21 protein-coding genes are annotated in these 25412 nt (G+C 70.9%); 11 read left to right on the top strand and 10 right to left on the bottom strand.

Features of this window, described 5'->3' with window-relative positions; genetic code table 11:
* Positions 1-334: 334 nt before the first annotated feature.
* Positions 335-1456, top strand: coding sequence for an acyltransferase family protein (locus ACZ4UV_RS30740; protein WP_451022645.1), 1122 nt, complete (start codon positions 335-337; stop codon positions 1454-1456).
* 135 nt (positions 1457-1591) lie between these two features.
* Here the strand turns inward: ACZ4UV_RS30740 and ACZ4UV_RS30735 are convergent, their stop codons facing one another.
* A complete protein-coding gene (locus tag ACZ4UV_RS30735) occupies positions 1592-3727 on the bottom strand; it encodes a discoidin domain-containing protein (RefSeq protein ID WP_451022644.1) in 2136 nt (711 codons plus the stop codon).
* A 178-nt stretch (positions 3728-3905) separates the two neighbouring features.
* The gene (locus ACZ4UV_RS30730; RefSeq protein WP_451022643.1) at positions 3906-4607 is read right to left on the bottom strand and encodes an SDR family oxidoreductase; all 702 of its coding nucleotides are present in this window, start codon (positions 4605-4607) and stop codon (positions 3906-3908) included.
* A 285-nt stretch (positions 4608-4892) separates the two neighbouring features.
* On the opposite strand from ACZ4UV_RS30730, the gene ACZ4UV_RS30725 reads away from it, so the two are divergent.
* The gene (locus ACZ4UV_RS30725; RefSeq protein ID WP_451022642.1) at positions 4893-5813 is read left to right on the top strand and encodes an SGNH/GDSL hydrolase family protein; all 921 of its coding nucleotides are present in this window, start codon (positions 4893-4895) and stop codon (positions 5811-5813) included.
* 10 nt (positions 5814-5823) lie between these two features.
* Here ACZ4UV_RS30725 and ACZ4UV_RS30720 read toward each other — a convergent pair whose 3' ends face one another.
* Positions 5824-6267, bottom strand: coding sequence for an Lrp/AsnC family transcriptional regulator (locus ACZ4UV_RS30720; protein WP_451022641.1), 444 nt, complete (start codon positions 6265-6267; stop codon positions 5824-5826).
* A 123-nt stretch (positions 6268-6390) separates the two neighbouring features.
* Here ACZ4UV_RS30720 and ACZ4UV_RS30715 point away from each other — a divergent pair, with 123 nt between their 5' ends.
* The gene (locus tag ACZ4UV_RS30715; RefSeq protein WP_390035900.1) at positions 6391-6936 is read left to right on the top strand and encodes an RBBP9/YdeN family alpha/beta hydrolase; all 546 of its coding nucleotides are present in this window, start codon (positions 6391-6393) and stop codon (positions 6934-6936) included.
* Positions 6937-7016: 80 nt separating this feature from the next.
* Positions 7017-7508: a peptidylprolyl isomerase gene (locus ACZ4UV_RS30710; RefSeq protein ID WP_451017675.1), complete on the top strand. Its 492-nt coding sequence runs from the start codon at positions 7017-7019 to the stop codon at positions 7506-7508.
* 61 nt (positions 7509-7569) lie between these two features.
* Here ACZ4UV_RS30710 and ACZ4UV_RS30705 read toward each other — a convergent pair whose 3' ends face one another.
* The 3 genes from ACZ4UV_RS30705 to ACZ4UV_RS30695 form a co-directional block, all read right to left on the bottom strand.
* The gene (locus ACZ4UV_RS30705) at positions 7570-8571 is read right to left on the bottom strand and encodes an MASE1 domain-containing protein (protein WP_451017674.1); all 1002 of its coding nucleotides are present in this window, start codon (positions 8569-8571) and stop codon (positions 7570-7572) included.
* Between the two features lie 86 nt (positions 8572-8657).
* The gene (locus ACZ4UV_RS30700; protein WP_451017673.1) at positions 8658-9485 is read right to left on the bottom strand and encodes a PP2C family protein-serine/threonine phosphatase; all 828 of its coding nucleotides are present in this window, start codon (positions 9483-9485) and stop codon (positions 8658-8660) included.
* Between the two features lie 141 nt (positions 9486-9626).
* Entirely contained in the window at positions 9627-10730 is a 1104-nt protein-coding gene (locus ACZ4UV_RS30695) for a GNAT family N-acetyltransferase (RefSeq protein ID WP_451017672.1), read from the bottom strand.
* Positions 10731-11344: 614 nt separating this feature from the next.
* Here ACZ4UV_RS30695 and ACZ4UV_RS30690 point away from each other — a divergent pair.
* The 6 genes from ACZ4UV_RS30690 (at position 11345) to ACZ4UV_RS30665 (ending at position 16845) form a co-directional block, all read left to right on the top strand.
* Positions 11345-12088: a YqjF family protein gene (locus ACZ4UV_RS30690; protein WP_467842236.1), complete on the top strand. Its 744-nt coding sequence runs from the start codon at positions 11345-11347 to the stop codon at positions 12086-12088.
* Positions 12089-12204: 116 nt separating this feature from the next.
* Positions 12205-13419: a carbohydrate-binding protein gene (locus ACZ4UV_RS30685; protein ID WP_467842233.1), complete on the top strand. Its 1215-nt coding sequence runs from the start codon at positions 12205-12207 to the stop codon at positions 13417-13419.
* A 131-nt stretch (positions 13420-13550) separates the two neighbouring features.
* Positions 13551-14327: a polysaccharide lyase family 7 protein gene (locus ACZ4UV_RS30680; RefSeq protein ID WP_390035914.1), complete on the top strand. Its 777-nt coding sequence runs from the start codon at positions 13551-13553 to the stop codon at positions 14325-14327.
* 85 nt (positions 14328-14412) lie between these two features.
* Positions 14413-15210 (top strand): DUF4389 domain-containing protein, encoded by a 798-nt coding sequence (locus ACZ4UV_RS30675; RefSeq protein WP_467842229.1) that lies wholly within the window; start codon positions 14413-14415, stop codon positions 15208-15210.
* A gap of 41 nt (positions 15211-15251) precedes the next feature.
* Entirely contained in the window at positions 15252-15707 is a 456-nt protein-coding gene (locus ACZ4UV_RS30670) for a hypothetical protein (RefSeq protein WP_390035917.1), read from the top strand.
* Between the two features lie 163 nt (positions 15708-15870).
* Complete coding sequence (locus ACZ4UV_RS30665; protein WP_467842225.1) at positions 15871-16845, top strand: SMP-30/gluconolactonase/LRE family protein; 975 nt, start codon at positions 15871-15873, stop codon at positions 16843-16845.
* Positions 16846-16899: 54 nt separating this feature from the next.
* On the opposite strand, the gene ACZ4UV_RS30660 is transcribed toward ACZ4UV_RS30665, so the two are convergent.
* The 3 genes from ACZ4UV_RS30660 to ACZ4UV_RS30650 all read right to left on the bottom strand — a co-directional run bounded on the left by ACZ4UV_RS30660 (position 16900) and on the right by ACZ4UV_RS30650 (position 23537).
* Entirely contained in the window at positions 16900-20274 is a 3375-nt protein-coding gene (locus ACZ4UV_RS30660) for a pyruvate carboxylase (protein ID WP_467842222.1), read from the bottom strand.
* A 192-nt stretch (positions 20275-20466) separates the two neighbouring features.
* A complete protein-coding gene (locus ACZ4UV_RS30655; RefSeq protein ID WP_451017667.1) occupies positions 20467-21276 on the bottom strand; it encodes a hypothetical protein in 810 nt (269 codons plus the stop codon).
* Between the two features lie 773 nt (positions 21277-22049).
* On the bottom strand, positions 22050-23537 hold the full coding sequence (locus tag ACZ4UV_RS30650; RefSeq protein ID WP_451017666.1) for an FAD-dependent monooxygenase: 1488 nt from the start codon (positions 23535-23537) through the stop codon (positions 22050-22052).
* A 343-nt stretch (positions 23538-23880) separates the two neighbouring features.
* Between ACZ4UV_RS30650 and ACZ4UV_RS30645 the strand changes: the two genes are divergently transcribed.
* A complete protein-coding gene (locus ACZ4UV_RS30645; protein ID WP_451017665.1) occupies positions 23881-24708 on the top strand; it encodes an alpha/beta fold hydrolase in 828 nt (275 codons plus the stop codon).
* 170 nt (positions 24709-24878) lie between these two features.
* On the opposite strand, the gene ACZ4UV_RS30640 is transcribed toward ACZ4UV_RS30645, so the two are convergent.
* The gene (locus ACZ4UV_RS30640; RefSeq protein ID WP_190172138.1) at positions 24879-25322 is read right to left on the bottom strand and encodes a VOC family protein; all 444 of its coding nucleotides are present in this window, start codon (positions 25320-25322) and stop codon (positions 24879-24881) included.
* Between the last annotated feature and the right edge of the window lie 90 nt (positions 25323-25412).

Here is a 25412-nt window from a genome sequence, read left to right as displayed (position 1 = left end):
CGCCGTCGTGGCTGGTGGCGCAGTTCCTTCCCCAGCCTTCGGCCGGGGGTACCCCCAGCGCCCCTTACGGGGCGCTGCCGAACCGCATCGTCAACGCGGCAGCGGCGGGCGTCATCCGTCCGTGCCCCGTCTTCCGATGCGCCGCCCGCGTCCCAAAGGCGCGGGTCAAGGCGCCACTCCGGCGGGTGCGGGGCGCGGCGCGGGCGACGGCCCGGATGGCCGAGGCTGCGCCTCGGCGTTGGTGTGATGTTTCGTACGAGGCCGGAATGAAAGGCGTGGAACGGGCAACGCTCCGTTTCATGCTCCACGCGCGAACCCTCCGGCAGGTGACTCGATGACGACGGCGACCCAGGCCCCTCCGACCGCTCCGGCCGCCGCGCCACCCGCCCGCACCCTGCCGTCCGCCGCCTCCCCTCCGCTGCCCTCCCTGACCGGACTGAGATGGATGGCCGCACTGCTGGTCTTCGGCCTGCACGTGCACAACTTCCGCTACTTCGGCGGCACCGGCGGCCGCATCATGTCCTGGGGGTTCGAGGCCGGTGCCTCGGGGGTGTCGTTCTTCTTCCTCCTCTCCGGGTTCGTCCTGATGTGGTCCGCGCGGCCGGGCGACCGGGCAACGCGCTTCTGGTGGCGGCGGGTCGCCCGGGTCTACCCGGTCCACCTGGTCACCGTCGCCGTCGCGCTGGTCATGGTGTGCACGCTGCCCCGCCAGCCGAGGCCGACCCTGCTGCAGGGCCTGGCCGACGTGTTCCTGGTGCACTCCTGGTGGCGGCCGTGGTGGCAGACCCTGGACCCGGTCAGCTGGTCGCTCGCGTGCGAGGCCTTCTTCTACGCCGCGTTCCCGCTGCTGGCGCTGTTGCTGCGCCGCCTGGGCGGACGGGGTGCCACGGCGCTGGCCGCACTGGCCGCCCTGACCGTGCTGGCGCTGGCCTGGACGGACGCGCACCACTGGTGGGCACAGCCGATCAGTTCCTTCCCGGCCGCCCGGCTGCCCGAGTTCGTGCTGGGCGCGGCCACCGCACGGCTGGTGCTGCTCGGCCGGTGGCGCGGCCCGGGCCTGGAGGCCTCGCTGGCTCTGGCGATCATCGGCTACTTCCTGGTCCCGCAGGTCACCGCCGAGTACGCGGCCACCGCCTGCACCCTCACGGGCTTCGCGCTGCTCATCCCGGCAGCGGCCGTCGCGGACCTGCACGGCCTGCCCTCGCTGTGGCGGCGCCGGTGGCTGGTCCGCCTCGGCGAACTGTCGTTCGCGTTCTACATGGTCCATCTGCTGGTGCTGCGGGCGGGCACCCATCTGCTCGGCACCCGCCCGCGTTTCCACCTGCTCACCGGCACCGCCGTCGCCGCCGCCGCGTTCACCGTGGCGCTGGGCCTGTCCTGGCTCCTGTACGAGGGCGTGGAACGGCCCGCACGACGGCTGCTGCTACGGCGGCCGGCACCGCGGCGGACGGCCTAGACGCTCCGCCGGAAGTGCCGCGACATGCCGTTTGCCGACTGCGGCGCCATCGTGGCCGGTCGCGCAGTTCCTCCCCCAGCCTTCGGCCGGGGTACCCCCAGCGCCCCTTACGGGGCGCTGCCGAACCCGGCCCGGCTACGGGAACTGGACCACCTTGGACGGGGTGGTACTGGTCCCCGAGGTCGGCGATCCGGTGGTGTTGACGACGTGGGCGTACTGGCCCATGCCGCCCAGGGAGATCACCAGCAGGTCGTGCATCCTGATCCCCGAACCGGTCGGCACCTGGAAGCCGTTGGACTGCACGATCGTGGGATCGGCCGTGTAGTTGCAGTAGCTTCCCAGGCCCCAGGCCTCGTGGGTGGTCACGGTGTCGGCGACCTTGTAGGCCGCGTAGCCGACGACGCCGTCGTGGGTGATGGCGGCGACGTTCGGGGCGTCGTACGCCTTCTCGTTCTGGAAGAAGATCGTGCGGCCGCGTTCGCCGTTCCAGTAGACGTCGTACTTGTTGAAGTGCTCGACGAACAGGCCGGTGGCGAGGACGTCGTTGCCGTTGACGCGCAGGCCGTAGTCGGCGCGGTTGGTGGTCCAGCCGACTCCGCTGCCGTGGTCGGCGCGCCACAGCCAGGTGTGGTCGATGATCACGTTGTTGCTGTTGACCACGACCGAGTTGGTGGCGAGGCCGGGTCCGGCGCCGCCGATGCGGACGAACACGTCCTGCATGGTGGTGGGGTTGGCGGAGTGGTCGGCGGTGGAGCCGGGGTCGCCGATCCGCAGCAGCGTGTCGGAGTTGACGGTGCCCGCGTCGATGAGGAACCCGGCGAGCCTGACGCCGTCGACGTCGGCGACGTGCATGGCGTCGACCCCGTTGTCCGGGACGAGGGTGGCGAGGCCGAGGCCGAGGACCACCGTGTTGGCGCGGGTGACGTCGATGGTCCGGTCGAGGTGGTAGATGCCCGGGGTGAACAGGAGGTTGAGGCCCTGGGAGAGAGCCTGGTTGATGGTGGCGGCCGTGGCGCCGGGCTTGACGACGTAGAACTGGTCCAGCGGGAGGGAGGTGCCCGCGTTCGCCGGCCAGGAGACGCCCCGGGCGTTCGTGCGCTTGGCGGGGACGAAGACCTTGTAGGTGCTGCCGTCCAGGTACAGGAAGGGCTTCTCACGCGAGACCGGGGTGTTGTCCAGCGTGGTGTAGGAGCCGGTCGCGAAGTCGGTCGCGGGTGCGCCCTGGACCCCGGAGAAGGTCATGTTCCAGACGCCGTTGGTCCAGCCGCCGACCGAGCTGTCGCGGGTGTACCACTGCTGCTGGGAGTACGGGCCGACCGTGCCGTCGATCTTCGAGTCGGCGATGTAGCCGCCGGAGGCCCAGCCGTAGCCGTTCGGCGCGAGGTTGAGGCCGCCCTTGACGTGGATACGGCGGAAGGGGGCCGCCTGAGCCACGGCCCACCGGTCGGTGCCGTTGGACGGCGTGATGGCGAGGTTCTCCGCCGAACGCCAGAAGTTCTGGGTGGCGTTGCCGTTGAACCAGCCGGCGTCGACCGTGACGTCACCGTTGATCTGGGTGTCGTCGGGGTTGAGGCCGAGCCCGGAGATCGAGGTGTAGAAGCCGATCTGGGCGTTGATGCCGTTGTAGGTGCCCGGCTTGAGCAGGAACTGGTAGCGGCCGGTGCCGAACTGGGCCGACTCCTGCTGGGCGAAGACGGAGTCGAACTTCGCCTGGAGGTTCGGCGTGGACGGGTCGACGACGATCACGTCGGGGCCGAGGTCGCCGCCGCCCTGGACCGGGGGCGTGCCGGTGGTGGTCCCGTAGACCTGGAACTCCCAGAGCGAGTAGCCCCACTGGGTGGCGCGGTGCACGCCGAGCATCCGGACGTAGCGGCCCTGCCCGGAGACGGTGAGGGTGTCGGTGCCGCCGTCGCCGCCGGTCACGGACTGCAGGTCGGTCCAGTTGCTGCCGTCCGAGGAGATCTGGACCTTGTAGTCCTTGCCGTAGGCGGTCTCCCAGTCGAGGACCACCTGGTTGACCTGGGCGGTGGCGCCGAGGTCGACCAGGAGCCACTGGTCGTCGGTGAACGCGGACGACCAGCGGGTGCCGGTGTTGCCGTCGACCGCGTTCGCGGCGGTGGTCCCGGCGTTCTCCTCGGAGGAGGCGGTGGCCGTCTTCCCTTGCGACAGCGCGGCGTCGGCGGCTCGGGCGGCCGGCGCGTGGGCGGTGGGCAGGGCGAGCAGCGCGGCCATGGCGGCGAGCACTACGCCCAAGGATCTCAGTCGTCTCATCAGCGGCTCCCTGAGGTGGACGTGACGGTGCGGACAACGACCGCATCGCACGGCTTAGTTCAGGTTTTGATTTAAGTGGTGAGGCAACTGGGCGACAAGCCTTCGGACGGGGGTTTTTCGGCCGCCGCGGTCCCGCGGCAGGTCACGGGGACCGCCACGGGACCGACGCCGGCCCCCGTCACAGGCCGCGCTGCGCGTACATGGCGCCGAGGTCGCCCGACAGGGCGCCCTTGGCCCAGCGGGTGACATCGTCGGCCAGTACCTCGTAGGCACCCGACTCCACGCCGTCGAGCGCCGCCGCCGCGATGTCCTCGGGCTTCGCCTTCGGCCCGTCGGCATGCGCGGCCATGTCGGTGTCCACGTAGCCCATGTGCAGGCCGGTGACGCCGATGCCGCGCGGCTTGAGCGCGAGGCGCAGGCTGTTGGTCTGCGACCAGAACGCCGCCTTCGAGGCACTGTAGGCGCCGCCCTCGGCGACCCAGGACAGCACCGAGTGGACGTTCAGGAGGTGGCCGCCGCCGTTGCGCTCGATGACGGGGACGAAGGCGCGGGCGAGCAGCAGCGGGCCGTAGAAGTTGATCTCGAACTCGCGACGGATGTCGTCGAGCGGCGAGGTCAGGAACTCGGTACCGAGGGCGATCCCGGCGTTGTTGACCAGGACCGTGACGTCCTGCGCCTGCTCGACGACGGCGGCCACGGAAGCGGGGTCGGTGACCTCCAGGGGCAGCGCCACCGCGTCGGGGTGGGTGACGGAGCGCGGGTCGCGGGCGGTGGCGTAGACCTTGCCGGCGCCGCGCGCGTACAGCTCTTCCACCAGCGCCTTTCCGACGCCTCGGCTGCCGCCGGTGACGAGGACGACGGAGTCCTTGATCGCGGTCATGACACTCACACTCCCAGACGTGCGCAGAGATCGGAAACCGATCGGTTTCCTTCGGTGCCGCCCATCGTAAACCGATCGGTTTCCAACTTCCATCGCAGGGGACGCCGCCGGGCCGCCGCCCGGACCGGATGCCCTTGCGGGCAGGGCGGGTTACTCGATCCAGTTCCTTGCGTCCGACCTCTGGCTACGGACTCCTACCGGGCGGTATACAGACCACCGACACACGCGTGCGGGCCGCCCGTCGGGACCGGTTCCGTGCGCGTCCCGGTTCCAGGGGGGAACTCCATGGCGTACGGCATCCCGTCCGACGGTCCGGCCAGACGGCACCGGCGGAAGGCCACCGTGGCGGCGGCGCTGGGCGGCTGCGCCCTGGTGGCCGCGTCCACGACACCGGCCGCGGCGCACGGCGGCGGCCACGGCCCCGGCCACGACCGCGGCACCAGTTATGTGGCGCTCGGCGACTCCTACACCTCGGGCCCGGTCATCCCGACGCAGGTGGACGCCAACTGCGCCCGCTCCGACCACAACTACCCCTCGCTGGTGGCGGCGGCCCGGCACGTGAGCGCGTTCAAGGACGTGAGCTGTGCCGGCGCGACGACCGCCGAGATGTGGAAGGCGCAGGGCACCAACGGCCCCCAGCTCGACGCCGTCCAGCGGAGCACCGACCTGGTGACCGTCCAGATCGGCGGCAACGACATCGGGTTCAGCTCGATCATCGGCACCTGCGCGGCCCTCAGCTCCAAGGACCTGACGGGCAACCCCTGCCAGCAGTACTACAACGCGTCCGGCACCGACCAGCTGACGGTCACCATCGCGCAGACCGCGCCCAAGGTCGACAAGGTGCTGCGGGCGATCCGCGCCCGGGCCCCGCACGCCCGGATCCTGGTCGTCGGCTACCCCGACCTGCTGCCCGACGACGGCAGCGGCTGCTACCCGACGGTGCCCTTCGCGGCCAAGGACTTCCCCTATCTCCGGGACACCGGCAACCGGCTGAACCTCATGCTGCGCATGGTCGCCGCCTGGAACGGCGCCCGGTACGTGGACACGTACGGGCCGACCGTCGGCCACGACATGTGCAAGGCCCCCGCCGACCGCTGGATCGAGCCCCTCCAGCCGACCTCCCCGGCCGCCCCCGCCCACCCCAACGCCAAGGGCGAGGCGGCCATGGCACAGGCGGTGCTCGACCGGCTGGAACGGCGCTACTGAGAGTTCGCGCCTAGGGGTTCGTGGGCAGCGTCTTGGGCGGGTAGCCGCGCAGCACGAGGGACGTGGTGACCGGACCGTGGCGGGCCAGGGAGTCCACGACCTCCTCCAGGCGTTCTGCGTGGGTGCAGTGCACGTCGAAGAGCAGGCAGTCCTCGCCGGTCACCCGGAGCGTCGAGACGACCTCCTGGGTCCGGGCGGCGAGGGCGAGCGCCATCGGCAGTTGCGCGTGCGTGGTGCGCAGCCGGACCACGGCGTGGATGTTGAGCCCGAGCGCGGCGGGGGCGACGACGGCCCGGTAGCCGGTGATGACACCGCTCTTCTCCAGCCGCTGGATCCGGGCGCCCGCCGCCGGCTGGGAGAGCCCGACCCGCCGCCCGACCTCGGCTCCGGTGAGCCGGCCGTCGGTCTGGAGCAGTTCCAGGATGGCCCGGTCGATGTCGTCGAGTGATTCCATCGTCGTCGTCCCCACTTTCCTCTGGATCACTTGCCGGGCCGTGCCGCCGCCACTGGTCCGTGCAGAATCGCCCCCAGGACGGACCCGGGCAGCGCCGGGTCACGACGGAAAGGGCGGTCGGCGGTGGTCGCGTACGTCATCATCCCCGGGATCGACGGGTCGGACGACAGGCACTGGCAGAGCCGGTGGGAGCAGGCGTGGGGCGACGCGGCGGTGCGCATCGCCCCGGGCTCGTGGACCCGGCCCGACCTGCGGGACTGGGTCGCCGCGGTGCAGGCCGCCCATGACGTCGCCGTCGCACGGGACGGCCGGGTGGCGCTGGTGGCGCACAGCCTCGGCTGCTGGGCGGCCGCCGAGTGGCTGGCGCGGGCCCGGCCCGGCCGGGTCCCGGCGTTCCTGGCCGCGCCGCCCGACCCGCGGGGACCGGCGTTCCCGGGTGCGGCCGCGCCGACCTTCCTGGAGCTGACCGCCCGCCCGCTGCCCGGCCCGGCCCTGGTGGTGGCGAGCGACGACGACCCGTACGGCGGCGCCGCGGCCTCCGCCGCGCTGGCCGCGGGATGGGGTGCGCGCAGGCACTCCGTCGGGACGCACGGACACCTCAACTCCGCGAGCGGGCTCGGCGACTGGCCCGCCGGCCGGGAGCTCCTGGACACCCTGGTGGGCCCCTGAGCGGCCCCCGCACCCCGACACCCCGGGCTGTGCGGCCCCATGGGGAGGACCGGGGGACGGTTCGCGATAGGTTGACCTGCATGAGCGACAACGTTTATTTCGACATCTCGATCAACAACGAGCCGGTCGGCCGGATCGTGTTCAGCCTGTTCGACAAGGTGGTGCCCGACACGGCCCGCAACTTCCGTGAGCTCGCCACCGGGCAGCACGGCTTCGGGTACGCCGGTTCCGGCTTCCACCGGATCATCCCCCAGTTCATGCTCCAGGGCGGTGACTTCACCCGGGGTGACGGCACCGGCGGCAAGAGCATCTACGGCGAGAAGTTCAAGGACGAGAACTTCGACCTCAAGCACGACCGTCCGTACCTGCTCAGCATGGCCAACGCGGGCAAGAACACCAACGGCTCGCAGTTCTTCGTCACCACCGTCGTGACGTCCTGGCTGGACGGCAAGCACGTGGTCTTCGGTGAGGTCGTCGAGGGTCAGGACATCGTCGACAGGATCGAGAGCTACGGCTCGCAGAGCGGCGCCCCCAAGGCCAAGGTCGAGATCACGGCGAGCGGCACCGTCTGATCCCGGACCGGCGTTTTCCACCGGGGGACCGGGCGGCTCGCCCGGTCCCCCGTGCCGTCGGTCACCGCGCGCCGCGCTCGCGCCGTCGTTCCGCCTGCGGCGGGGCGCGCCCGGCCGGGGACTCGTGCGCGGTGAGGTGTTCCAGGGCCTCGGCCAGCTCCTTGCAGGCCTCCGCGACGGAGTGCCGGGTGTTGTGCTGCTCGGTGATGACGACCGACAGCAGCAGTGCGGTCAGGGCCAGCGAGCCGTTGAACAGCTGCAGCTTCAGCATCACCTCGACGGGGGACAGGTGCGCGAACGCGCCGACCCCGTCCGTCGCGGCGACCGCGGCCACGACCGACGTGAACAGGGCGCACAGCACGCTCCCCGCCAGCCGGAACCGCAGCGCGGCCCAGATCAGCAGCGGATAGGCGAGGAACAGCGCGCTCAAGGAGCTGAGCGTGGCCAGCGGGAGCAGGCCGGCCGCGACGACCACGAGGGCCAGGGCCTCCTTCCAGCGGGCCGTGGACGGGGGCCGACGGGTTTCGAACAGCACCAGCAGGACCGGGGTGACGAGCAGGACACCCATCGCGTCGCCCACCCACCACGCCAGCCAGATGGGCCAGAAGTGGGTCGCGTCGAGCTTGCCGGCGAGGATCAGCGTGACCACGTCGACGGTTGAGCTGACCAGCATGGCGGCGAGCGCGCCGAGGAATACCAGGGCGAGGCCGTCGCGCAATCGGCTCAGGTCGGTGCGGAAGCCGACCCGGCGCAGCAGCACGAAGGCACAGACCGGGCCGGCCGTGTTGCCGACGAGGATGCCCAGGAGGTCGGGCCCGGGCGGGCCGATCGACAGCACGAGGAGGAGGGCGCCGAGCGTGACGCCCGGCCAGCAGCCCAGGCCGAGGACCAGCAGACAGGCCAGCGCCACGCCGGTCGGCGGATAGATGGGGGTGAAGACGGCGCCCTCGACGGTGAGCCGGCACAGCAGGCCGAGCCGTCCCGCCGCGAAGTAGCAGGTGGCGACGGCCAGCGTCCGCAGGGCGAAGACGGCCGCCCGGCGCAGCTCCTGGTTACCCACCACACCAGCCATCACACACCGCGGCGGCCGTCCCGGCGAGGCGGGAGCCGTCCGCGGCCGGCCCGGCGGGTGCGCGCCGGTCCCGGAGGCTACGGCGTGGGGTCCAGGTCGTCGTGGCCCATGACCAGCACGGCCGCGTCGTCCTCGTGGCCCACCCGTTCCGCGCCCTTGATCACGGCGGCGGCCAGGGACTGCGCCTCGAGACCGGCGACGGCGGCGACACCCGCGAGCCGTACCACCTGGTCGAGGCCCTCCTCGATGGGCATCGACGGCCCCTCCACCACCCCGTCCGTGAGCAGCACGACCATGCCGCCGGTGGTGAGCCGGTGGCGGGCCACGGGGTACTCGATGCCCGGCTCGATGCCCAGCGGCGGTCCGCCCTCGTCCTCCCCCAGCCCGGACTTCCCGTCGGCGGTGGCCCACACGAACGGGACGTGGCCGGCCCGGGCGCTCTCCAGGACCCCGGTCTCCGGGTCGAGCCGCATGAAGGTGCAGGTCGCGAAGAGGTCGGTGCCCAGGGACACCAGCAGGTCGTTGGTGCGGGCGAGCAGTTCGGCGGGCTCGCCGGTCACCGAGGCCAGCGCCCGCAGGGCCGCCCGGACCTGGCCCATGAAGGCGGCCGCCTCGATGTTGTGCCCCTGGACGTCGCCTATGGTCAGGCCGATGTGGCCGTCGGGCAGCGTGAAGGCGTCGTACCAGTCACCGCCCACGTTCAGCCCGTAGCAGGCGGGCGCGTACCGGACGGCCAGATGGAAGCGGGGGGTGTCGGGCAGGTCCCGGGGCAGCATGCCACGCTGGAGGGCGACGGCCAGCTCGACCTGGGAACGCTGGTACTCGGCCCGCTCGCGTGCCTGGGCGGTGAGCGACCTCAGTCTGGCCAGCAGCTCGTCGTCGTCCGTTGAACGCTTGCGGGGCATGGATCACTCCGGCCGAGGCTCCATCCTTAGCAGGGCAAACCCCTGGTTCTCACCTTTACAGGATCATAGTGCGAACGGCGGGCGAGCGGTCCGCCACGCGGCGACGGACGGGCATCGCCGGCCGCCGCCGCGCGGGTCGGTTCACCCCTTGCGCAGGCCGTCCGGGCGGCGGGACGCGCGCAGCGTGCCGACCGTCCTGAGCAGCCGGTCCGCCGGTTCGCGCAGCCGGGGATGGGCGAGGACGGTGTTGCGCAGGCCGCGGACCGGCCGGCGCCACAGGCGGTGCGCCGCGGCCACCGGGTGGGTTCGGGTGGCGAACCCCTCCCCCACCCGCAGTTCGCGGGTCTTGAGCCAGTCCTTGTACTCCTTGTCGCCGCGTCCGAGGTCGACAAGGGTGACACCGCCGCGCGCAGCCGATTCGGCGGTACGCAGATGCATCATCAACCCCGGTGAGTAGTAGTGCAGTTCGGGGTCGTAGGCGGTGAACCAGGCGGCGAGTACGGTGGCCGAGCGCGGGCCGAAGTGCGCGGCCACCGGCCGGTCGCCGGCGTAGAGCACGGACAGCACGCCGGTGAAGTGTTCCTCGCGGACGTGGAAGAGGTGGTCCACGAGGTCGACGATCCAGGGGCGGGCGAAGCGGTCCATGCGGCCGGTCCGCCGGTACTGGGCGGACTTCCAGCGCATCAGGGTGCGCAGGGCCGCCGGGTCGCGCTCGTCGAACTCGAAGCGCAGGTCGCCGATGTCGCGGCCGAGGCGCCGTTCCTTCTTCAGCGTCGTCTTCGCCAGGCCCGGGTAGGTGGCGCGCAGCCACTCGGGGTATCCGCCGTCGCCGGGCTTCACGTCGATCACCGGCGAGGCGAAGGTGCCGGTCACATGGGGGGCGAAAGGTCTCTGCTCGGCGACCAGGTGGTCGAACTCGAAGATGGACATCCCGCAGGCGCTCAGCAGTTCCTGGGCGTCCCAGGTGACTCCGGGCCGGTGCACGAGCGCCTGGCAGTCGGAGAGGCCGAGGCCGACGGCCCGGCCGACGCCGAGGGCGTTGCGCTCGTACGGGAGGAAGCCGACGGGCTCCCCGTCCGCGCGCAGGACCGCCACCCGTACGCCGGCCCGGTGTCTGCCGACGCCGATGGTGAACTCCGGGGCCAGAAAGGGGTTGGCGTACTCCGGCGACTCGTCCATCGCGCCGTGCCAGGCCCGGCGGAGCGGCTCGGTCAGCTCGCCGGGTCTGTGGATCGTGATGTCCACCTCAGATCAACCGCCCTTCGGCTGACGAGATGTCTGAAGCATGGCTTCCGGGCCGGCTCCCGGAAGGACCTCTGCACTGGCCTCTGGATCGCATGGCGACCGCTCCCCCCATAACGCGTCTTCCGCGTTCTGCCGTTTCTACGAACAGCTCCTGTTCCCCGCTGTACACCTTCGTTCCGGAACCGGCGACGGGGTCGCCGGTCCGGAGGTGTCGCTCAAACGTCGCGAAACAGTACGCACGCTGTCAAGGGTGCCACTGCCGGGGCAGGTTGGGGGTGGAGAGACCCGTACTTTCCCGGCCCTTTCCGTCGGACCGCCGCCGGACCGCCGTCAGGTCGCCGCCGCCGGAGCCGGCGACCTCACCCGCCGCGTACCGGCCGGGGACGGATTGAGCCGCCGCTGTCCAGGACGCGTCCGGAGAGGCCGGTCCGGAGGCCGCCGAAGGTCTTGCGGGTGAGCCCAAGGCGGGAGCGGCGACCGGACCGCGGGCCGGTCGCGAGCCGGATCCGGCGGGCCGGCCCGCCACGGAAGAGCTGTGCGGCGACCGGACCGGCTCCGCCGCGCCCGCCCGGAACGCTCCCATCGGATCGCACTGGCGTGCTATCACCGGTGCCATGGAGACCGTGGCGACCGAGCCCACAACCCCGTCCACCCCGCGGCCCGTACGGTGGCCGACGATGGTGCAGGGGTGGCACCAGCTGACCTTTCTGCACTGGCCGGTGGAGCCGGAGAAGGTGGCGGGACTGCTGCCCGCCGGCACCCGGCCGGACACCCTGGACGGGGTCACCTACGTCGGGCTCGTCCCGTTCCTGATGCGGGGCACGGGCTTCGGGCCGGGGCCGGGGCTGCCGTATCTGGGCACCTTCTGCGAGACGAACGTACGGCTGTACTCGGTGGACGGGCACGGCCGCCGTGGGGTGGTGTTCAGGTCGCTCGACGCGACCCGGCTGCTCCCGGTACTGGTGGGGCGGCTGGGGTTCCGGCTGCCGTACCTCTGGTCAGCGATGCGGCTGCACCGCGAGGGCGATGTCGTGACCTATACCTGCCGCCGGCGACGCCCGGCGGCCGCGAGCCGGGCGGTCGTGCGGATCGGGGCGCCGATCGCCGAGCCCTCGCCGCTGGAGCACTTCCTGACCGCGCGCTGGGGGCTGCACGCGACCTGGCACGGCCGTACCGCGCACCTGCCGAACGAGCATGCGCCCTGGCCGCTGCACCGGGCGGAACTCCTCGGCCTGGACGACGAGTTGATGGAGGCAGCGGGCCTGCCGGCGATGCCGGGACCGCCGGTCAGCGTGCTCTGGTCACCCGGCGTGAAGGTGCGGTTCGGGAGGCTGGAACTGCTCCGCCCCGCCAAGTAAAGAAATCGTATGGTCTAGTCCAAAGTGGGCTTTGGTCCAGTCCAATTCATTGACGTGACCGCGACACCTCCGGAAGCTGGGACCCACCCCACCTCCCCGGCCCCCTGGAGGCACCAGTGAGACCCCTTCGCGCATGTCTGGGCGCGGCTGCCGCCGTCACCCTCGCCGCCGCCGGCACCACCGCGCTCGTCGCGAGCAACGCCTCGGGCGCGACCACCGCACTGAGCAACCGGTGGTACGCGGCCGCCCCCTACCTGATGCCACTGGACAACAACCCGCCGGACGCGGCCGCCATCATGGACGCCACCGGTCTCAAGGCCTTCCAGCTGGCGTTCGTCCTGGCCCCCAACGGCGGCGGCTGCTCGCCCACCTGGGGCGGCACGGCGGCGGTCTCCTCGGACACCGCCGTCCAGTCGGTGATCAACACGATCCGGGCCAAGGGCGGCGACGTCTCCGTCTCCATCGGCGGCTACGGCGGCACCAAGCTGGGGCAGACCTGCGCGGACGCGGCCTCCACCGCGGCGGCCTACCAGCAGGTCGTCACCAAGTACGGACTGCACGCCATCGACTTCGACCTGGAGGAGCCGGAGTACGAGAACACCGCCGCGATCAAGAACGAGATCGGCGCCGCGAAGATCCTCCAGCAGAACAACCCGGGTCTGTACGTGTCGGTGACGACGGCCGGTACGGCGGACGGCACCGGCTGGTTCGGCAAGCAGATGCTGCTGGAGGCGAAGTCGCAGGGGTTCACGCCCAACAACTTCTCCATCATGCCGTTCGACGGCGGGTTCAGCGGGGCGGCCTCGCAGACCAGCGCGCTCACCAACTTCAACTCGATCCTGCAGTCCACCTTCGGCTGGGACCAGGCGACCGCCTACGCCCACGAGGGCTTCTCCGGGATGAACGGCCGCAGCGACACCGGCGAGTACTTCACCCAGGCCGACTTCCAGACCGTGCTCGACTACGCGACGAGCCACAACATGGACCGCTTCACGTTCTGGTCCCTGAACCGCGACCGCCAGTGCACCCCGGTCGACAACAACGGCACCACGTCCGGGACCTGCTCCAGCGTGGCACAGGGCGCCTGGGACTTCGCCACGTACTCGGTGAAGTTCGCCGGAGTCACCCCGCCGACCACCACACCCACCCCCACCCCCACGCCGACACCCACGCCCACCTCCTGCAAGACCGCCTGGAGCTCTACAGCCGTGTACACGGCCGGGAACGAGGTCTCCTACAACAGCCACAACTGGAAGGCCAAGTGGTGGACCCAGAACGAGGTGCCCGGCGCCTCCGAGTGGGGCCCCTGGCAGGACGAGGGCGCCTGCTGAACCCTTGACGGGACTGGTCCGGACCTTTAGTTTCACGGGTCATCGGCGGTTACGGATGCATCCAGAGTTCACACACATGAACGGCCGTGGGTGAGCTCCGGGCGCAGCCATCTGACGAAAGGACCCCCCACGTGAACCGTCCCCGGCTGCTCGCGGCGCCCACCGCCGCGGGCCTCGCCCTCGCCCTCACCGTCCTGTCCGGCGGCAGCGCGGACGCGGCGAACCCGGACGTCGCGCCCGGCGGCAACTTCGACCTGTCCGTATGGCAGCTCCAGGAACCGGTCGGCTCCCCCGGCTCGCCGACCACCATCCCCTCGTCCCGGCTGCAGGGCGCGAACGGCTACCAGGACGCGTACTTCTACACCGACACCCGCGACGGGGCGATGACCTTCTGGGCGCCCGAGAAGGGCGTCACCACCCCGAACTCCAACTACGCCCGCTCCGAACTGCGCGAGATGAACCGGGACGGCAGCGCCGCCAACTGGTCGCTGGGCGGCAGCCACCGGATGAGCGCGACGCTGCGGGTGGTCTCGGTGACCAAGAACGTGTGCGTGGGCCAGATCCACCTCGGCACCGGCGGCTCCTCCACCAAGCCGCTGCTGGAGCTGTACTACCACTCCGACGGCGACATCGTCCTCGGCACCGAGAACTCCCCGGACGGCGGCCAGACCCCGCACAGCGTGGGCCACGTGTCGATCGGCAAGACCTGGACGTACACCATCGCGGTCTCCGGCGGGAACACCATCGACCTGACCGTCAACGGCACTACGACGCACTACGCCATCCCGTCCTCCTTCAACCAGTACAAGCAGTACTTCAAGGCGGGCTCGTACAACCAGTCGTCCTCCGACAGCACGACCAACGGCGCCCGGGTCGCGTTCTACGGCCTGACCGTCAAACACGGCTGAGTTCGCCCGGTCCACCCTGGCGGGGGCCGTCGCTCCGCCGCACGATGGAGAGGCCATCCGCCGCGGCCGGACGCCGGGAGGACTCATGACGCAGAGCTGGGGACCACGCCCTCCCGCCACGGCGGACGGCCCCGAATGGCGGCCCGCCCTCGACCTCCCCGCGCCGGCGCGGCAGCGCCGCTGGACGGTGCTGCTGCGCTGGCTGCTGCTGATCCCGCAGTACGTCGTGCTCGTCGTTCTCGGCATCGCGGCGTTCTTCGCCACGGTGGCCGGCTGGTTCGCGGCGCTCGTGCTGGGCCGGCTGCCCGACCCGATCGCCTCGTTCCTCGGCAAGTACCTCGCCTACGAGACCCGGATCGCGGCCAGCTCCATGCTCCTGGTGGACCGGTATCCGCCGTTCGCCCTCACCGCCCCCGACCACCCGGTGCAGATCGAGCTGCGGCCCACCACCCTGAACCGGCTGGCGGTGCTGTTCCGGCTGATCCTGATGATCCCGGCGGCGATCGTCGCGAACCTCGCGGCGACCGGCTGGTTCGCGGTCGGCTGGATCTTCTGGATCATCGGGATCGTGCTGGGGCGGCTGCCCGGGCCCGTCTTCGGGGCGACGGCCGCGGTCGCCCGCTACCGGATGCGGTTCGGCGCGTACACCACCATGCTGACCCCCGTCTACCCGAAGGGACTCCTCGGCGACCGGCCGGCCGCCGGGGAGGAGGTGCGCTCCGCCACCCGGCCCCTGGTCCTGGACACCGCCGCCAAGGTCCTGATCTGGGTCTTCCTGGTGCTCGGCCTGATCACCCAGATCGCCTCCCGCTCCACCGGGGACCACGACATGAACGGACTGGCGAATACGCCGCAAGTGGTACATCCCGCAGGACGGTCGTAGCGTCGAAGGGAACGTGTACGGCGGAACGGGCGGGAGCGACCATGCGCAGACCAGTGGTGGGAACGGCGATCGGACTCGGGGCGGCCCTGCTGCTCACGGCGGGCATGACGACGGCCTCGGCGACGCCGCCGACACCCTCCGCGTCGCGGGCGTCGGCCCAGCACCCGGTGCTCGTCGACTGCCTCTGGCACCAGCGGTACCGGCCGACCGACTTCATACTGGCCTGCGGCGACGGCAACAGCCTCCTGACCGGCATGCACTGGACCCAGTGGAACGACAGCACGGCGGTCGCCCAGGGCGTGAACCTGGTGAACGACTGCAAGCCGTACTGCGCGGCCGGCAAGTTCCACAAGTACCCGGTGACCGTACGGCTCGACCGCCCGACGGCCTGGACGAAGCACCCCGACGTGCAGCACTTCACGCGGCTGAACCTGACCTACGCCGGTGCCAGGCCTGAGGGATACACGCAGGTCATGAACTACCCCATGTGGAACTGAGCGGGGCCGCCGGGGCCGTCACCCGGCTGCGCGGCATGCGGGGCCACGCCGTGCGCCGGGCGGGCGACGTAGCGGCCCCGGCTGCCGCTGCCCGGGGACGGGGAAGCGTCATGTTGGTGTGACCGGTACGCCGGAGCCTTGCGCTCCCGTCGAAAGAGGTCACATGCCCCGATTCCCCCGCCGGGCCGGCGTCGCCCCGGCCGTGGTCGCGATCGGCCTGCTCGCGGCGGTTCCGGCCGCGAGCGACGAGCCGGTCCTCTCCCGCCCCCACACCGTCGCCCATTTCGATCTGGCCCAGGGACAGACACCCGAGAGCATCGTCGCCGAGCAGGGCGGCGCGGTCGACATGTCCTTCGCGTTCGCCCGACAGGTGGTCAAGGTCACCCGGGAGCGCCGGGTCCGTGTCCTCGCCACCCTGCCCGACGAGCGAAACCCCCGGACACCGCTCGTGAACAGCGCGGTCACACACGGCCTCGCCCGCGCGCACGACGGCACGCTGTACGTCAACTACGCCACCGGAACCGACAGGACCGGCGTCTGGCGCATCCCGGCAGGCGGCGGCACGCCCGAACAGATCGCCCAGCTGCCGGTGGCCGGCCTGCCCAACGGGCTGGCCCTCGACGAGAAGCACGGCATGCTCTACGCGGCGGACTCGGCACTGGGCACGGTCTGGCGCATCCCCCGGTCCGGCGGCACGCCCACGGCCTGGGCCACGGGCACCGCGCTCTCCGGGCTCCCGTCGGCCACCGGCTTCGGCGCCAACGGGATCAAGGTCCACAAGGACGCGGTGTGGGTGACCAACACCGACCGGGGCACCCTGCTGCGCATCCCGATCGGCGCGGACGGCGCGGCGGGAGCGGTCCGGACGAGGGCGACCGGCCTCACCGGGGTCGACGACTTCGTCTTCCCCGGGCACTCGGACCTCGTGCTCGCCGCGCTGAGCTCGTCCAACGAGGTCGCGCTGGTCGCCCCGGACGGCAGCCACGCCGGCGTGCTGACGGTGCAGGAGGGTCTGTCCAACCCGACCTCGCTGGCGGTACGCGGCCGTGACGTGTTCGTGGCGAGCGCCGCCTACTACACCCAGCGCGACCCGAACCTGCTGAAGGCCCTGCTGAGCACGCACTTCTCCCGCTCGTAGCCGGGCAGGGCCGGGCGGACCCGGCCCTCCCCCGCTCCCCGGGGCTGTCCGGCCTCAGGAGATCTCGACCAGCAGGTCGCCGCCCTCCACCTGCTGGATGCGGTTGATGGCGAGGCGCGAGATCCGGCCGGCCTTCGGGGCGGTGATGGTGGCCTCCATCTTCATGGCCTCGATGGTGGCCACCGTGGCGCCCGCCTCGACCTCCGCGCCCTCCTCCACCGCGAGAGTGACCACGCCCGCGAACGGGGCCGCGACATGGCCGGGGTTGGCGCGGTCGGCCTTCTCGGTGACCGGGATGTCGGACGCCGCGGCCCGGTCGCGGATCTGGATCGGCCGCAGCTGCCCGTTGAGGCTCGACATCACGGTGCGCATGCCGCGCTCGTCGGCCTCGCCCACGGCCTGGAGCTCGATCAGCAGCCGGACGCCGGGCTCCAGGTCGACCGCGTACTCCTTTCCCGGGCGCAGCCCGTAGAAGAAGTCCTTGCTGTCGAGCACGCTGGTGTCGCCATAGGTCTGGCGGTGGGCCTCGAACTCGCGGGTCGGCGCCGGGAACAGCAGCCGGTTGAGGGTGGTACGGGGTTCCTTGGCCAGGCCCTCGCGGTCCTCGGCGGTCAGCTCGGGCGCCGGCTTGGCGGCGGCACGGCCCTGGAGGGCCTTGGTGCGGAACGGCTCGGGCCAACCGCCGGGCGGGGTGCCCAGCTCGCCGCGGAGGAAGCCGATGACCGAGTCGGGGATGTCGAACCGGTCCGGGGTCGCCTCGAAGTCCTCCGGCTGCACCCCGGCGCCGACCAGGTGCAGGGCGAGGTCGCCGACCACCTTGGAGGACGGGGTGACCTTGACCAGCCGGCCGAGGATGCGGTCGGCGGCCTCGTACATCGCCTCGATGTCCTCGAAGCGGTCACCGAGACCGAGCGCCACGGCCTGGGTGCGCAGGTTGGAGAGCTGTCCGCCGGGGATCTCGTGGTGGTAGACGCGGCCGGTCGGGGAGGCGAGGCCCGCCTCGAAGGGGGCGTAGACCCTGCGGACGCTCTCCCAGTACGGCTCCAGGTCCTCGATCGCACGCAGGTCGAGCCCGGTGGGACGCTCCGAGTAGTCGGTCGCGGCCACGATCGCCGACAGCGAGGGCTGCGAGGTGGTACCGGCCATGGAGGCCACCGCGCCGTCCACCGCGTCCGCGCCCGCCTGGATCGCGGCCAGGTAGGTGGCCAGCTGACCGCCCGCGGTGTCGTGGGTGTGCAGGTGGACCGGGAGGTCGAACTCGCTGCGCAGCGCCGAGACCAGCTTCGCGGCGGCCGGGGCGCGCAGCAGGCCGGCCATGTCCTTGACGGCGAGGACGTGCGCGCCCGCCTCGACGATCTGCTCGGCGAGGCGGAGGTAGTAGTCGAGGGTGTAGAGCCGCTCGTCCGGGTTGGACAGGTCGGCGGTGTAGCAGAGGGCGACCTCGGCGACCGCGGTGCCCGTCTCGCGTACGGCCTGGATCGCGGGGCGCATCTGGCCGACGTCGTTGAGGGCGTCGAAGATGCGGAAGATGTCGATGCCGGTGGCGGCGGCCTCCTGGACGAAGGCGTCGGTCACCTCGGTCGGGTACGGGGTGTAGCCGACGGTGTTGCGGCCGCGCAGCAGCATCTGGAGGCAGATGTTGGGGACGGCCTCGCGCAGGGCGGCCAGGCGCTCCCAGGGGTCCTCGGCGAGGAAGCGGAGCGCGACGTCGTAGGTGGCGCCGCCCCAGCACTCCAGGGAGAGCAGTTCGGGCAGGGTGCGGGCGACGACCGGGGCGACGGCGAGGAGGTCCTTGGTGCGCACGCGGGTGGCGAGCAGGGACTGGTGGGCGTCGCGGAAGGTGGTGTCGGTGATGCCGATGGTGGGCGACTCGCGCAGCCAGCGGGCGAAGCCCTCCGGGCCGGCCTCGACCAGCCGCTGCCGGGACCCGGCCGGGGGCTCGCCGGCGGGCAGCGGGGGCAGCTTGGTGGTCGACTCGATCAGGTGGGGGCGCTCGCCGTGCGGCTTGTTGACGGTGACGTCGGCCAGGTAGGTGAGCAGCTTGGTGCCGCGGTCGGCCGAGGAGCGGGCGGTGAGCAGGTGCGGACGCTGCTCGATGAACGAGGTGGTGATCCGGCCCGCCTGGAAGTCCGGGTCGTCCAGGACGGCCTGGAGGAAGGGGATGTTGGTGGCCACGCCGCGGATGCGGAACTCGGCGACGGCACGCCGGGCGCGGCCGATGGCGGCCCTGAAGTCCCGGCCCCGGCAGGTGAGCTTCACCAGCATGGAGTCGAAGTGCGCGCTGATCTCCGTACCCGCGTGGGTGGTTCCGCCGTCGAGCCGGATGCCGGAGCCGCCCGGGGAGCGGTAGGCGCTGATGCGGCCGGTGTCGGGGCGGAAGCCGTTGGCGGGGTCCTCGGTGGTGATGCGGCACTGGAGGGCGGCGCCGTGCAGCGTCACCGTCTCCTGGGAGAGCCCGAGGTCGGCGAGGGTCTCGCCGGAGGCGATGCGCATCTGGGCCTGGACCAGGTCGACGTCGGTCACCTCCTCGGTGACCGTGTGCTCGACCTGGATGCGGGGGTTCATCTCGATGAAGACGTGGTTGCCGTCGCGGTCGAGGAGGAACTCGACGGTGCCGGCGTTGCGGTAGCCGATCTCGCGGGCGAAGCGGACGGCGTCGGCGCAGATGCGGTCGCGCAGTCCGGGGTCGAGGTTCGGCGCGGGGGCCAGCTCGATGACCTTCTGGTGGCGGCGCTGCAGCGAGCAGTCCCGCTCGAAGAGGTGGATGACGTTGCCCTCGCCGTCGGCGAGGATCTGCACCTCGATGTGGCGGGGGTCGACGACGGCCTTCTCCAGGAAGACGGTCGGGTCGCCGAACGCGGAGGCCGCCTCCCGGGAGGCCTGCTCGATGGACTCGCGCAGCGCGGCCGGGTCCTCCACCCGGCGCATGCCGCGGCCGCCGCCGCCGGCGACGGCCTTCACGAAGACCGGGAAGCCGATCTCGTCGGCGGCGCGGACCAGTTCGTCGATGTCGTTGGAGGGTTGGGAGGAGCCGAGCACCGGTACGCCGGCGGCACGGGCGGCGGCGACCGCGCGGGCCTTGTTGCCGGTCAGCTCCAGTGTCTGGGCGCTGGGTCCGACGAAGGTGATGCCCGCCTCCTCGCAGGCGCGGGCGAGTTCGGGGTTCTCGGAGAGGAAGCCGTAGCCGGGGTAGACGGCGTCGGCCCCGGCCCGCCGGGCCGCGCCCACGATCTCCTCGACGGAGAGGTAGGCGCGAACCGGATGTCCCGGTTCCCCGATCTCGTAGGCCTCGTCGGCCTTCAGCCGGTGCAGCGAGTTGCGGTCCTCGTAGGGGAAGACGGCGACCGTGCGCGCACCCAATTCATAGCCCGCGCGGAATGCGCGGATGGCGATCTCTCCACGGTTGGCGACCAGCACCTTGCGGAACATCCCTGGATCCCTTCAGCCTGCCGGCGACGAACACCATGGTGTCAGCCGCGCCCTGCCGTAGCCCGCGCAACATTAGGGGTTGGCCTGACCGGCTGAAGTGCGAAAACCATCACATTGACGTTGTTGAGCACTTCGGCGGGTCAGCCGCGTGACATATGGGTTTTCGGGGAAGCCGGGAGGGTTGGGGAGTCTTCAGGGCAGGCGGAAGGACGGTACGGGGTGGCGCGGTGGGCCCGGTCGGGGTATCGGCGGGTCCGACCGGGGCGGCGACGGTGTGGTGTCGAGGCGTTCCACCAGGCGGACGGGGAACGGCAGCCGGCGTCCGTGCAGCAGGCCGACGACGATCGCGGCGGCCACGGCGATCAGGTGTTCGCGGCCGGCGAGGTTCGGTACGGCGACGGACTCCCACACCATCGAGCCGCCGGTCAGTGTGAAGACGACGGGTGCGCGGCGGACCACCGCGAGGTAGGTGAAGAGGCCCACCACGGCGGCGGACGGGCCCGTGTCGAGGATCCGGCCGACCTCCGGCGGCAGGCCGAAACCCTCCCAGCCGGGTCCCAGCGCGACCATCACCCGGGCGGTCATCGTGCCGGCCAGGGTGGTGACGTACGCGACGGCGAGGGTGCGGCCGCGGCCGAGGGTGAGTTCGGCGAGCGCGAAGGCGAGGAAGAGCTGGGTGATGCCCGCCCAGACCGGCAGGTCGAGCGCCGGGACGTAGAGCGACACCGGGGTGCGCAGCAGGGAGAGCCACAGGGGCAGGTCGGCGGTGACGCCGCCGAGGTGCCACACCAGCCTCCGGCCGAAGGGGTGCTGGGCGATGCCGTGGAAGAAGATGACGCCTAACGCGGCCACGAACGCCAGCACGAGACCGGAGAGCCCGCGCCGCACCAGCTGCCGTACCGGCTCCATCACGATGGCATGCCATTCGTCGCGCAGCGTGCGCCGCACGAAGCGGACCGCCCGCCCGGCCACCCGGCTCCAGTCGCCTTTCATGAAAGGCATCGCCCCCTCGACACCGTCCCCGTCGTCGGCCTGCGCCCCTCAAGAGGTTCTCCGCGCCCGGGCCGTTCCACGCGTCATCGTATAGACGTTTGGATCATTTGCGACGATGCGGGAGCTACGACCGGTCGGATATCGACGTCGGATTTATCACCCGTCCACGGCTGAACCCGCACGGCCGCAATCGCGTCCCCCTGAGCGACTTCCCGGTGAAGGAACGGCCATGCGCAACTTGTCGCGTGGCACGGTGCCGGCCTCGGCCCCGAGGGCGGCGGCGACCACCCCGTGGGCCCCGGGGACGACCGCGGGACTGCGCACCCGGGAGCGTGAACACGGGGCCCGGCTGGGGGTGTTCGCCCGGGACACCGGTTCGGGGGCGCGTCTCGGGTACCGGTCCGGCGAACTCTTCCCGATGTGCTCGGCGCACAAGCCGTTCGCGGTCGCCGCCGTCCTGCGCGACCTCGGTCTCGTACCGCGACGACACCGCGGTGAACCTGTTGCTGGAGCAACTGGGTGGTCCGGTGGCGGTGACGGGGCTGTGCCGTTCGCTCGCCTGCCCAGAGATCGCGGTCAGCACCAGCGGCAGCAGAATGTGGCCCCAGCGGCTGAGGGCCTTGGCGACGACCGGACGGGGGCGAAGAACTTTCCGGCGAAGCACCACACCGCGACCAGGATCAGAAAGGAAGGTGACCGCGGCCACCTCCAGCGGGGTCGGGCCGCCCTTTTTCGCCTCCTCCTAATCCGCGTCTTCGCCGTCGCGTGACTTACGACAGACCCTAGTCGGGTGAAGGGGCTACAGAGCTGGAGCCCTGTGTGCCGCACCATTCGGTCAATGCTTTACGGGCCGCGTCGATGCGATGTTCAGGTGACTCGTCCGAGATGGCCCATGCGATATAGGCGTCTGGTCTGACCAGAACACTCTTTTTGGTAGCGCCCTTCGGGGATACGATCTCCACCTCGCCGGCCCACTCTGTGATCAGTGAGGGGAAGCGCTCCGTGTCGGACGGTGTGACAAGGACGAACCGTCGCTTACGGAGGGCTTCGTAGAGTCTGCGGCCGTCGCTGAGGGGGACGTCAGGTGCCCGCTTCCCGACAAGGGGATGCGCGCCGACCGCGGCGGGGTAGGAAATGTCGATTCCCGAGATTGCCATGGCCAGTCGTCTGGCCACTGGTGGGGTTTGCAGCACCGTACGCGCTGACAGGTCACGGAGGCCGCACAATGCCCGTGGTGTGGTGAGGACGCCGCGGAGCAGTGCCCCGCTCATCCGCAGCACCCGGCGTCCCACCGGGTGCCGTTCGTTCTGATAGCTGTCGAGCAGGGTGTCCGGTGCGCGGCCACGCTGAACGGCTGCGAGTTTCCAGCTCAGGTTTGCGGAGTCCTGGATGCTGGTGTTGAGGCCCATGCCGCCGGCCGGGGAATGGACGTGGGCGGCGTCGCCGACGAGGAATACGCGGCCTACTCGGTAGCGGGGTGACTGGCGTTCGTCGCTGTGGAATCGGGAGAGCCAGCGAGGGTCGTGCATGCCGAAGTCGCTGCCGAGCGCCTGGCGGGCGACGTCTTTGATTTCTTCCAGATCGACCGATGCGGTGTCGGGCATGGGGTGGTGGCGGTTCCAGGCCATGACCCTGAACCAGCCGTCGCCGAACGGGACGACAATGGCGAAGGCGTCTCCGGTCGCTGCCACGGTGGGCGGCTTCTTCGGCGGATCAGCCATCCGGACGTCTGCGAGCATCATGGAGCGAACGGCGGAGCGGCCGGGGAACGGGAGGCCGAGGGACTGGCGCACGCAGCTGTTTCGTCCGTCTGCGCCGACGACGAAGTCTGCGCGCAGGCTGTGTTCAGTGCCGGCTGGTGTCTTCACGGTGACGTCGACACCGCTCGGGTCTTGCTGGACGCCAGTCACTTCGTGGGCCCGCATGATGTTCACGCCGTGTGTCAGGGCGCGGGACAGGAGCAGTCGCTCGGTGTTGTACTGGGGCGTCACGAGCACGTGGGGGTAACGGGTCGGCAGGTGCGACAGATCGATCCGCAGAAATTGCAGGATCGGGTTGCGGAGGCCGGTCAGAAGCAGGTCGTCGGCCAGGCCGCGGGCGTCCAGTTGCTCCATCGTTCGGGCGTGAACGGCGAATGCGCGTGTCAGCTGGGATTCCCCTTCTCGCCGTTCCACGACGGTGCAGCGCACTCCGGCCTCGGCCAGGTCACCTGCGAGCAGCAACCCCGCTGGACCAGCACCGACGACCAGCACGTCAACGTCGGATCCCATCCTGCCCTCCGCGTGTCACAGAACGAGTAATAACGACCCGTGATCACCTGGCTGCCGCCCGCCACCGGTGATGATGTCCAGGGCGAGTGGGTGACTGTGCCCGGAGTTCACTCGGGTGGCGTAACCGGTGAATTCTCCTGACCGCAAGGACCACCGTATGAGACAGACCACTTCCTCGCCTGTCAGGCAACGACCGTCCCACTCGTACCGAAGCGGTGGTTCCAGACGCGCTGAATCGCTGCCCCGCAATTAACGTTGACCTCATGCGGCGCCGCTTTCGCGTCACATCCCCGGAGGGCGTGACGTAAAGGGCCCGCGAGCGGACATCGAGAGGAGCGCAACCATGCCCTTCGCCACCGCCGAGGACGGCACGCAGATCTTCTACAAGGACTGGGGCTCGGGCCAGCCCGTGCTCTTCTCCCACGGCTGGCCGCTCACCGCCGACGCCTGGGACCCCCAGATGAAGCTCATGGTGGACAACGGATTCCGCGCCATCGCTCACGACCGGCGCGGTGGCGGCCGCTCCGGTCAGCCCTGGGAGGGCAACAACCTCGACACGTACGCCGACGACCTGGCCGCGGTCATCGAAACCGAAGACCTGCACGACGTCATTCTGGTCGGGCACTCCACCGGCGGCGGCGAAGTCACCCGCTACATCGGCCGGCACGGCACGGCACGGGTCGCCAAGCTGGTCCTGCTCGGCGCGATCCCGCCACTGATGCTGAAGACGGAAGCCAACCCCGAGGGCCTGCCGATCGAGGTGTTCGACGAGATCCGCCAGGGTGTGCTCACGGACCGCTCGCAGTACTACAAGGACCTCAGTGCCCCGTTCTACGGTGCCAACCGTGAGGGCTCGACCGTCTCCCAGGGAACGCGTGACGAGTTCTGGCTCTGGAGCATGACAGTCGGCATCAAGGGCGCCTACGACTGCATCAAGGCGTTCTCCGAGACGGACACGACCGAGGACCTGAAGAAGGTCGATGTGCCGACACTGATCGTGCATGGCGACGACGACCAGATCGTGCCCATCGTCTCCGCGGGCGCCAAATCATCCAAGATCGTCAAGGACGCGCAGTACAAGGTCTACGAGGGCGCACCTCATGGCCTTGCGATGGTGCCCAAGTACGCCGAGATCTTCAACAAAGATTTGCTTGAGTTCGCGCGGAGTTAGCGCCGTCCCGCGGTCCTGGGTCAACGGCGGCGCTGCCGTCAACCCAGGACACTGCCGGCCAGTGGCGCCGTAAATTGGCCGCCCGGGAGGGACGGTTCAAAGATGTCCCGGGCGACCATGTCCGGAGCGCCTGAAACTGGCTCGGCAGCCTGGGCGATGGGTTCGCCGTGTCAGCCGATCGGGCTTGCGCCCTGCTGGAAGACGTTGATGAGGTTTCCGTCGTTGTCGCGGATCGCGGTCGAGATGCTGCCGTCGCCGAGGTCCATCTGCTCCCAGACGGTCGTCACGCCCAGGTCACGGAAGGTGCGGGTCACGCTGGCGAGGTCCTCGACGCGGAAGACCAGGGCCTTGTTGCCGATCGGGCGGATGTGGGCGGGGGGCTCCGCCGTCAGTTCGGGGATCCGCACACCGTCCGCGGGCTGGAGGAGCTCGAGCCGGAACCCGGGGCCCTCCAGGAAGGCGACGTCCGCTCCGATGGCGTCGAAGCGGGACTTGGCCAGCAGGGTGAGGCCGAACACCCGGTTCCACCACTGGATCGACGCGTCGAGGTCACTGACGGAAATCGTCACGTTGTGGAGGCTGTAGGGGAAGGGCGGCTGGGCAGCGGTGGTCATGGTGATCACTTTTCGTTGGGCGGGTGCAGGCGTTTGCGGTGGGGCACGCGAGACCCCTCGCGCATTCCGCCCGGCTTCTCTGTGCCGTGC

This window comes from Streptomyces sp. NPDC028289, assembly GCF_055565975.1.
The sequence above is the reverse complement of the archived record's forward strand: the minus strand, read 5'-3'. Positions and strand labels throughout refer to the sequence as shown.

Coding starts and splice junctions, on each gene's coding strand:
- ACZ4UV_RS30660 (WP_467842222.1), bottom strand. CDS start 20,274: ATGTTCCGCAAGGTGCTGGTCGCCAACCGTGGAGAGATCGCCATCCGC.
- ACZ4UV_RS30655 (WP_451017667.1), bottom strand. CDS start 21,276: ATGCCTTTCATGAAAGGCGACTGGAGCCGGGTGGCCGGGCGGGCGGTC.
- ACZ4UV_RS30645 (WP_451017665.1), top strand. CDS start 23,881: ATGCCCTTCGCCACCGCCGAGGACGGCACGCAGATCTTCTACAAGGAC.
- ACZ4UV_RS30650 (WP_451017666.1), bottom strand. CDS start 23,537: ATGGGATCCGACGTTGACGTGCTGGTCGTCGGTGCTGGTCCAGCGGGG.
- ACZ4UV_RS30720 (WP_451022641.1), bottom strand. CDS start 6,267: ATGGAATCACTCGACGACATCGACCGGGCCATCCTGGAACTGCTCCAG.
- ACZ4UV_RS30690 (WP_467842236.1), top strand. CDS start 11,345: ATGGAGACCGTGGCGACCGAGCCCACAACCCCGTCCACCCCGCGGCCC.
- ACZ4UV_RS30735 (WP_451022644.1), bottom strand. CDS start 3,727: ATGAGACGACTGAGATCCTTGGGCGTAGTGCTCGCCGCCATGGCCGCG.
- ACZ4UV_RS30665 (WP_467842225.1), top strand. CDS start 15,871: ATGCCCCGATTCCCCCGCCGGGCCGGCGTCGCCCCGGCCGTGGTCGCG.
- ACZ4UV_RS30725 (WP_451022642.1), top strand. CDS start 4,893: ATGGCGTACGGCATCCCGTCCGACGGTCCGGCCAGACGGCACCGGCGG.
- ACZ4UV_RS30710 (WP_451017675.1), top strand. CDS start 7,017: ATGAGCGACAACGTTTATTTCGACATCTCGATCAACAACGAGCCGGTC.
- ACZ4UV_RS30640 (WP_190172138.1), bottom strand. CDS start 25,322: ATGACCACCGCTGCCCAGCCGCCCTTCCCCTACAGCCTCCACAACGTG.
- ACZ4UV_RS30700 (WP_451017673.1), bottom strand. CDS start 9,485: ATGCCCCGCAAGCGTTCAACGGACGACGACGAGCTGCTGGCCAGACTG.
- ACZ4UV_RS30730 (WP_451022643.1), bottom strand. CDS start 4,607: ATGACCGCGATCAAGGACTCCGTCGTCCTCGTCACCGGCGGCAGCCGA.
- ACZ4UV_RS30740 (WP_451022645.1), top strand. CDS start 335: ATGACGACGGCGACCCAGGCCCCTCCGACCGCTCCGGCCGCCGCGCCA.
- ACZ4UV_RS30670 (WP_390035917.1), top strand. CDS start 15,252: ATGCGCAGACCAGTGGTGGGAACGGCGATCGGACTCGGGGCGGCCCTG.
- ACZ4UV_RS30675 (WP_467842229.1), top strand. CDS start 14,413: ATGACGCAGAGCTGGGGACCACGCCCTCCCGCCACGGCGGACGGCCCC.